The sequence below is a fragment of the Rhodopirellula maiorica SM1 genome (genome assembly GCF_000346295.1).
GTDB classification, from domain to species: domain Bacteria; phylum Planctomycetota; class Planctomycetia; order Pirellulales; family Pirellulaceae; genus Novipirellula; species Novipirellula maiorica.
Genome location: NZ_ANOG01000237.1, coordinates 1 through 6,965 on the forward strand (window position 1 = coordinate 1; position 6,965 = coordinate 6,965).

Here is a 6,965-nt window from a genome sequence, read left to right on the forward strand (position 1 = left end):
GGGCCAAGGCACACCAGCGTCCCCAGTCCGTCATTTTGGCACCAAATGTTGATGCCCCCAAACTTATTGCAGCTTCTGTGCCAAGCCGCCACAGCCCCCCCAGCCGCCTACCTATGCCATCGGGACGGCAAACAGTCCGAGAGCCGACCGCCTAGCTGCTTAACTGGCCGCACTACGGGGGCGTCACACGGCAAGCGATTCCGACGATATTGTCCAGCGGCAAGGGGCCTAGCTCGCGACTGTCCACCGACGTGGGCACGTTATCGCCAACAATGAAGCACTCGTCGTGCTTTAGCGTCAACGGATAATTTGCGTCCGAATCACGCCGCCGCAAACGATATTCAATCGATCGGCGAACACACAAATCGTTCAACCGCACACGTTGTCCCTGACGATTTGGAATCGGATCGCGTTGAGTCGGGTTGCTTCCAACTCGAATCGCAATCGGCGTTTTCCGCGTCAGCGAAATCGACTCGGCTAACTTCGCTTGTCCTACGGTGATCGTCAGCGACTCGTTTGCGTCGCAGTAGCGTGTCACGATACGAGTCGCCTCATCGCAGTAGAACGCGACATCGACGGCGGCCGCGACAGGCAGCGAAAACGTCACCGCCAATTGATCGATGGGATTGAGTCGACGCACCACACCGACGTTGCAGGGGTAGTCGTCGTAGATTTCGCTCGGTCGCGAATGCTCGTAAACCGATTGGTGATGATAAACCAGCCACGCGGAATCCGTTTCTTCGGTGCCATAAGACCACCGTGAAACCGATCGCTGTGGATCAATGTCGACATCGATGAACGCCGCATCGCGAGTCTCGCCAGCCTCGGCGAGGATGATTTCGAGTCGTCGGCCGTTGACCAGCAAACGTCGCTCTTGCAGCGAGATCGTATCGCCGGGCAAACCGAGAATCCGCTTTACCCGCATGCGTCCATCGATTTGCAGGGCCACGATGTCACCGACCCGAAGTCGTTCGCCGGCGGCGTGCTCAGTCGCCGCAAGCCCAGTCGCGGTAGACTCGCGCGCGTTAGACTGGCGCGTCGTAAACTCGCCTGCCGAAGACTCGATCGGCGTAAGCTCGACCAGGTCTCCTGCGAACACACGAGGATCGATGACGCTACCGTCGCATTGAAATTTTGCGCCGCAGTGCCAGCACTGAACGTTACCAGCGAAGGTCGTCAACTGCGTTGCCGCCTCTGCGGCCACCTTGGTCCGCATCCGGCACTCGGGACAGCTCAAAATTTGGTAGTCGCCGTGGAGTGTCGGCGCCATCGAAAAACCACTGACGCGAAAGATTTGTTGTTGAGGACGATTCGCCAAACCGCTCCAGATGGCAATCGCCACCGCAGCCCCGAGCACGAAAATTCCCAGCCGCATTCCGATCCGAGAGCGGATTCGGCTCGCAAGGCGGTTTGATCGCGGGATGAGCGTATTGATCGTGCAATCCAGAATTTGCGGCAATTTACGGACGATCCTAGACAACTAAATGCGATTCACCCACAAAGAGGGTCAGCTAGGAATTTTGCGACATTGTGCCCGATGGTGCACGACTAACGCGGCGAGGCACAAAAAGCTATATTTGGGTCGCCTCTTTGGAGCAAGCGATTGGTATCGCCCTGCGAGCACCTGAGTCTCTATTTTAATCTTATCGCTCTCCATTTTGCGAGCTCCCTCACTCTCATCAAGCTGCAATGACCCAGTCGAACTCGCCCGATCGTTCTGCGACCCAAGCCCCAGCCACCGATCCATCCGCCGAACCTGCCGATGCGTCGGCGGCGGAAAAACCTTGCTCCGGCGATCAGTGTGCATCCAAGCCAGCCGTCGGGCCGGCGCCCGATTCCGAAACGAAATACCGCGGCCGGATGGGAAAAGTCGCGGGCGTACGCGTCGCAGCGACCGGATCTTACGTCCCCTCGCAAGTCGTAACGAACGAGGATCTAGCGGCATTAGGCTGTGACAGCGAGTGGATCGTGCGGCGAACGGGAATCCGCGAGCGTCGTCGTGCGGCGGATGACCAAACCACCAGCGACATGTGTTACCAAGCCGCACTGCGATGTTTGAGTGCCGCAAACATGGACGCCAGCGAGATTGATTTGATCATCGTTGCCACGATGACCCCCGACTACCCAACTCCATCGACCGCGTGCCAATTGCAACGTATGCTCGGTTCGTTGGCGCCGGCAATGGATATCAACGCCGCGTGTGCTGGGTTTAGCTATGCCATGATCACCGCCGCCCAATTTATTGGAATGGGAAATAGTCGCCGTGTTTTGGTCGTGGGCGCTGACATGATGAGCCGCACGGTGAACCCCGAAGACGTAAAGACCTACCCTCTATTTGGTGACGGAGCGGGTGCCGTCATCATGACCCCCGCCGAAGCAAGCGACGCGGCGGAAGAGGCTGAATCGGCCAACCGGTTGCACGAACAAGGATTGCTGTCCTATCAACTCGGCAGCGAAGGATGCGGCGGCGCGATGCTGTGCATCCCCGCCGGAGGCACGCGGCGTGCATTGACTCCCGAAGCGTTCGCCGAGGGTGCCCAATATATGACAATGGACGGCCGAGGCGTTTTCAAATGGGCCGTCCGCGTGTTTGATGACAGCGCGAAACAGGTGCTGCAGCACGCCGGAGTGGCGTCGGACCAATTGTCGCTCGTCGTCCTGCACCAAGCCAACCAACGGATCATCGATTCAGCGGTTGCCGATTTGGATATCGCACCGAAAGACGTGTTCGTCAACCTGGATCGCTATGGCAATACGTCAGCCGCCAGCATCCCGTTGGCACTCGACGAAGCGGTGCAAGCGGGGCGAATCCAGCGGGGCGAATTAGTCCTGCTGTGCGGTTTTGGCGCCGGATTGGCGTGGGGAACCGCATTGCTGCGATGGTAAGCGTCGTGAGATTGGCGGTGATGCCCACGAAGCGTTAGAAACTCGCGAAACGCTAATAATTGATGACCAAAACTCGCTGAGCGAGTCGTCCGGCGTATCAAGCAACGCCAGCCGTGTCACGAGATCCCTTTGCCCGCCACCGGCGGGGCAAAGGGGTGGATACGATCAATGATCGACACGGTCTCAGAAAAACCCGTCTTAGCCCTTCAGGCCTTCGCGCTCGATGATCACGTCGGCGCCGGGGGTCAGCAGACGAAGTTTGCGAATCACTTCCGCTTTTTCCATTGTCCCCTTCTTGGCTCGGTCGAGCAGGTGACGGGTCTTTTTGCGACGTTTACGAAGTCGACGGATCTCTCGGACGCGTTCAATACCAGATGGCATTCGGGGGTACTCCAACAATCAGTTAAGTGGGTGGGTTTTGTCGATTTAAGTTCGAAGCGTCGGATTTTAGCGTGCAATCCACGTCAAGGCGAGAGCGCTGCATTTTGTGAATCAATACGGCAACGAATGCACCCCCAAAAATGGATCGGACCGATCGGCTTGCCGCTAACATCCGACAAATGGCGGGATTGAGCCATTAACAGCGGGCGGGATTGTAGGGGGACGGGCTGTGGGAAACGGGCCTAGCGGACGGGCTTTTTGCCGCGAGACCCTCAAGCCGATTGTGCGGCAAGGTTCCCACGCGTTTTGTTTTCGATCCAATAGACTGCCGCCAACGTGATTCCGCTGACCAGACAAACCAGAATCGCAGCAGAGATGATCGTGGTTCCGAATAGGTGCAAAACAACAATCGCAGCGGTAAAAGCCAACGTGTAGGCCAAATCTTGCAGCGGAAACGACAATCGCGTCTTCCAAAGCTTCCACACGTTCCACAGATGCTCGGGGACGATCCCCAGGGTGTAACCCACAATAAACCCTTCGAGTCCAAACTGGGTAAAGCCGATCAGCGTGCACGGGATCGTGGCAATGAACCGGATCATTTTTCCGGTGGCCATCGCTCTGACATCGCCGATCGCCTTGAGCGTTTGCACCGCCAATCCGGAAACGACACCTCCCCAGCCGGCGAAAACCATCCACTGGCACAACCGTCCCGCGTCAGCATATTGAACGCCATACAGCCGCCCAAAGAAAATTGGCGCCACGGCAAACACGCCGACGTTCATAATCAAACCAAAACCGAGCATCCGCCCGCGAACTGGTGCGACTTCGGCAGCAAGTTTTTCCGGTGTTTCGCGTGCCGAGTGTGCCAACAGTGGAAACATCACGTAGTCGCCGATATGCGTGATCAACAACACCGGTAACATCGCAATCGTGGTCGCCAACGTGTACAAACCAAGCGTTTCTAAACTGCCGATTCGCCCCAGCATCATGCGGTCGACCTGCATCGCAAAGAAAGTCGCCGCGGTGCTGACAAAAATCCATTTGCCGAAATGAAACAACTCGCGAGCAAACTCGGGGTTCCAGCGAAAGCGATGCCGTATCTCGCTTGGCAACAGAAAACTGCCGAGCGTTCGACAGACGGACGCCGCCAACGCTCCGACGACCAATGACCACACGGTCGGGTAAAAGAAAGCGAGCGAACAGGTCACAACCGCCCCCAACAACTGGCTCACCACATTCAACGAAATCATCGCGGTTGGCTTCAGTCGCCGCTGAACCGTCAAGATTCCCGTCGACGCAAAACCCTCGATTGCCGCCGTGAAACCGACGATCGGGATCAGCATGACGAGGATGGGTTCGCTATAGAATTTGGCGACCAGCGGCGCGGCGATCCAGCAACCGACCCAAATCGCCAAACCTCGGATGGCTTGGATCGTCCATGCGGTGCGCAGAAAATCAGGGTCGCTACCTTTGGAATGCTGGACCACGGCGGGCGCAAGCCCCACATCCGAGAGCAGGGTTAATCCCATGACCGCAATCGTCACCAACGCCATCAATCCAAACACGTCGGGCAAGACCAATCGCGATAGTACCAGGTTGCTGACCAGCTTCAGCAGCAAGCTTGTCGCAAACAACCCCACCGTGGTCAGCGATGCAAACGTCGCGGGGTTTCGCAGTGCCGGTCGCAGACGTTGATGGATAAAGGGACGTAACACGATCGCATCGTCAGTCAAGCGAGAGTTTCAGGGGGGGCATGCATGGGGGGCACCGCAGTCATGAGCCTAATAACTATCCCGCAAACGTCCAGTCCTTGCGTACAAACACGCTGCCAATCGTGACTCGCAAGCCTATGATCTTGCGAAACAACGAGACGATTTGATCGCACAGCGAAATGAACAGACCGGAGGGGGGGGTNTGACGACAGCGAAATTACGCTTTCTTTTTAACGACGCCCTTCTTCTTGGCTGTCTTTTTAGCCGTCTTTTTGGCTAGCTTTTTTCCTGGTCGTCTTCTTCTTGGCCGCTTTCTTTTTCGTCGCCCCCTTCTTCTTGCTGGCCTTCTTTTTCTTCTTCTTGCTCGGGCCCTTCGCGGCGCGTTCCGCCAACAAGTCCAAGGCGGCTTCGAACGTCATTTCGGCAGCATCCATCCCCTTGCGAAGCGAGGCGTTGGTTTCACCATCGGTCACGTACGGCCCAAAGCGGCCTTCCAAAATCTTGACTTCGCCTTCGGTGATCGGCGATGGCTGCTCGAATTTTTTGATTGGTTCTTTGGGCGCCGCACGACCACGCGTCTTGGGTTGCTTCAGTAGCGTGATCGCTTCTTCGAGCGTGACCTCTAGCGGTGACACACCGGCGGGTAGCGAACGCGTATCCTTTTCGCACTTGATGTAAGGTCCATAGCGTCCATCAAACGCTTGGATCGGAGCACCACTTTCCGGATGATCGCCAAGCGTTCGGGGCAACGTCAACAACTTGCACGCCATTTCGAGCGTCAAGTCGGCAACCTCCATCCCCCTCAGCAGCGATTGGTTGCGTTTCTCTTCGTCGTCGTTTTCACCCAATTGGATATAAGCACCAAAGCGACCTACTTTGACGTAGATTGGCTTACCGGTTTCGGGGTGAGTTCCGATCGGTTCGTCTTCCACCTGACTCTGTTCGAGCAGGTGAAGTGCCTTGGGCAAATCGATTTCGTCGGGCGCCAAACCATCGGGAATCGAGCCACGACGTTCGCCTTGCTCCAAGAAAGGGCCATACTTGCCAACGCGGACGAACACCTCTTCACGATGCTCGCCTTCGGTGGGCGTACCGAGTGAAAACATCGCAGTGACACGAGGATCGATCTCTTCGACTTTTTCCTCGAGTCGCTTTTTCAATCCGATCGCTTGATGATCTGCAGTCGCAGGATTTTCGGTATCGCCAAAATAGAAACTTCGCAAATACTCCAGTCGCTCTGCTTCTTTGCGGCTGATCGTATCAAGAAAATCTTCCATCTGGGCGGTGAATTCATAATCCACCAACGCGCCAAAATGGGTTTCCAATAGTCGAATGACGCTGAACGCGGTCCAGCTTGGGACCAACGCATTACCTTTTTTATAGACGTAATCGCGTTTTTGAATGGTGTCGATAATCGACGCAAACGTACTCGGACGACCGATCCCTTTTTCTTCGAGCGTGCGTGTCAACGACGCTTCGCTAAATCGAGCCGGAGGCTGGGTCGTGTGACTCTTTGGATCCAAGTTTGCAGCGTCAAGTCGGTCTTGCTCGGACAACGCCGGCAGCAGCCGTTCCTTGTTCGCCAATTCTGCTTCGGGATCATCGCTGCCTTCGACATAGGCCCGCAGGAAACCTTCGAACAAAATGCTCGTCCCGCTGGCGGTAAAGGTCGCTCCGCCGCCTTCGATCGTCACGCCGATGCGTTGTTTCTTGGCATCCGCCATCTGGCAAGCAATCGTCCGTTTCCAGATCAATTCAAAGATGCGGAACTGGTCCGAATCGAGCTCGCCGCGAACCGCTTCGGGCAACCGGAACGGCGTTCCCGCAGGCCGGATCGCTTCGTGAGCCTCTTGAGCGTTTTTGACTTTGTTGGCGTACACGCGGACGCTGGGGTGCAGGAACGTATCCCCGTACTCGCTACGCACCAAGTTGCGTGATGCATCGATCGCTTCCTTGCTGAGCGTCGTGCTATCGGTACGCATGTAG

General features: G+C 56.6%; 5 protein-coding genes. 1 reads left to right on the forward strand and 4 read right to left on the reverse strand.

What is annotated here, in order from left to right:
* Positions 1-172: 172 nt before the first annotated feature.
* Positions 173-1,375 carry a S26 family signal peptidase gene (locus RMSM_RS07165; protein WP_040764572.1) on the reverse strand — a complete coding sequence of 401 codons (1,203 nt, stop codon included), beginning with the start codon at positions 1,373-1,375 and terminating at the stop codon, positions 173-175.
* A gap of 314 nt (positions 1,376-1,689) precedes the next feature.
* On the opposite strand from RMSM_RS07165, the gene RMSM_RS07170 reads away from it, so the two are divergent.
* A complete protein-coding gene (locus RMSM_RS07170; protein ID WP_008693549.1) occupies positions 1,690-2,886 on the forward strand; it encodes a beta-ketoacyl-ACP synthase III in 1,197 nt (398 codons plus the stop codon).
* 198 nt (positions 2,887-3,084) lie between these two features.
* Here the strand turns inward: RMSM_RS07170 and RMSM_RS07175 are convergent, their stop codons facing one another.
* The 3 genes from RMSM_RS07175 to RMSM_RS07185 all read right to left on the reverse strand — a co-directional run.
* The gene (locus RMSM_RS07175; protein ID WP_008693550.1) at positions 3,085-3,267 is read right to left on the reverse strand and encodes a DUF6800 family protein; all 183 of its coding nucleotides are present in this window, start codon (positions 3,265-3,267) and stop codon (positions 3,085-3,087) included.
* Positions 3,268-3,539: 272 nt separating this feature from the next.
* Positions 3,540-5,000 (reverse strand): oligosaccharide flippase family protein, encoded by a 1,461-nt coding sequence (locus tag RMSM_RS36515; protein ID WP_008693551.1) that lies wholly within the window; start codon positions 4,998-5,000, stop codon positions 3,540-3,542.
* Between the two features lie 239 nt (positions 5,001-5,239).
* Positions 5,240-6,965 (reverse strand): topoisomerase C-terminal repeat-containing protein (locus tag RMSM_RS07185; protein WP_236622038.1); only part of this gene is annotated, 1,726 nt, incomplete at its 5' end.

Bases quoted from the DNA above. Each gene is read 5' to 3' on its own strand.
- RMSM_RS07175 (WP_008693550.1), bottom strand. From the start codon at position 3,267: ATGCCATCTGGTATTGAACGCGTCCGAGAGATCCGTCGACTTCGTAAA.
- RMSM_RS07170 (WP_008693549.1), top strand. From the start codon at position 1,690: ATGACCCAGTCGAACTCGCCCGATCGTTCTGCGACCCAAGCCCCAGCC.
- RMSM_RS07165 (WP_040764572.1), bottom strand. From the start codon at position 1,375: ATGCGGCTGGGAATTTTCGTGCTCGGGGCTGCGGTGGCGATTGCCATC.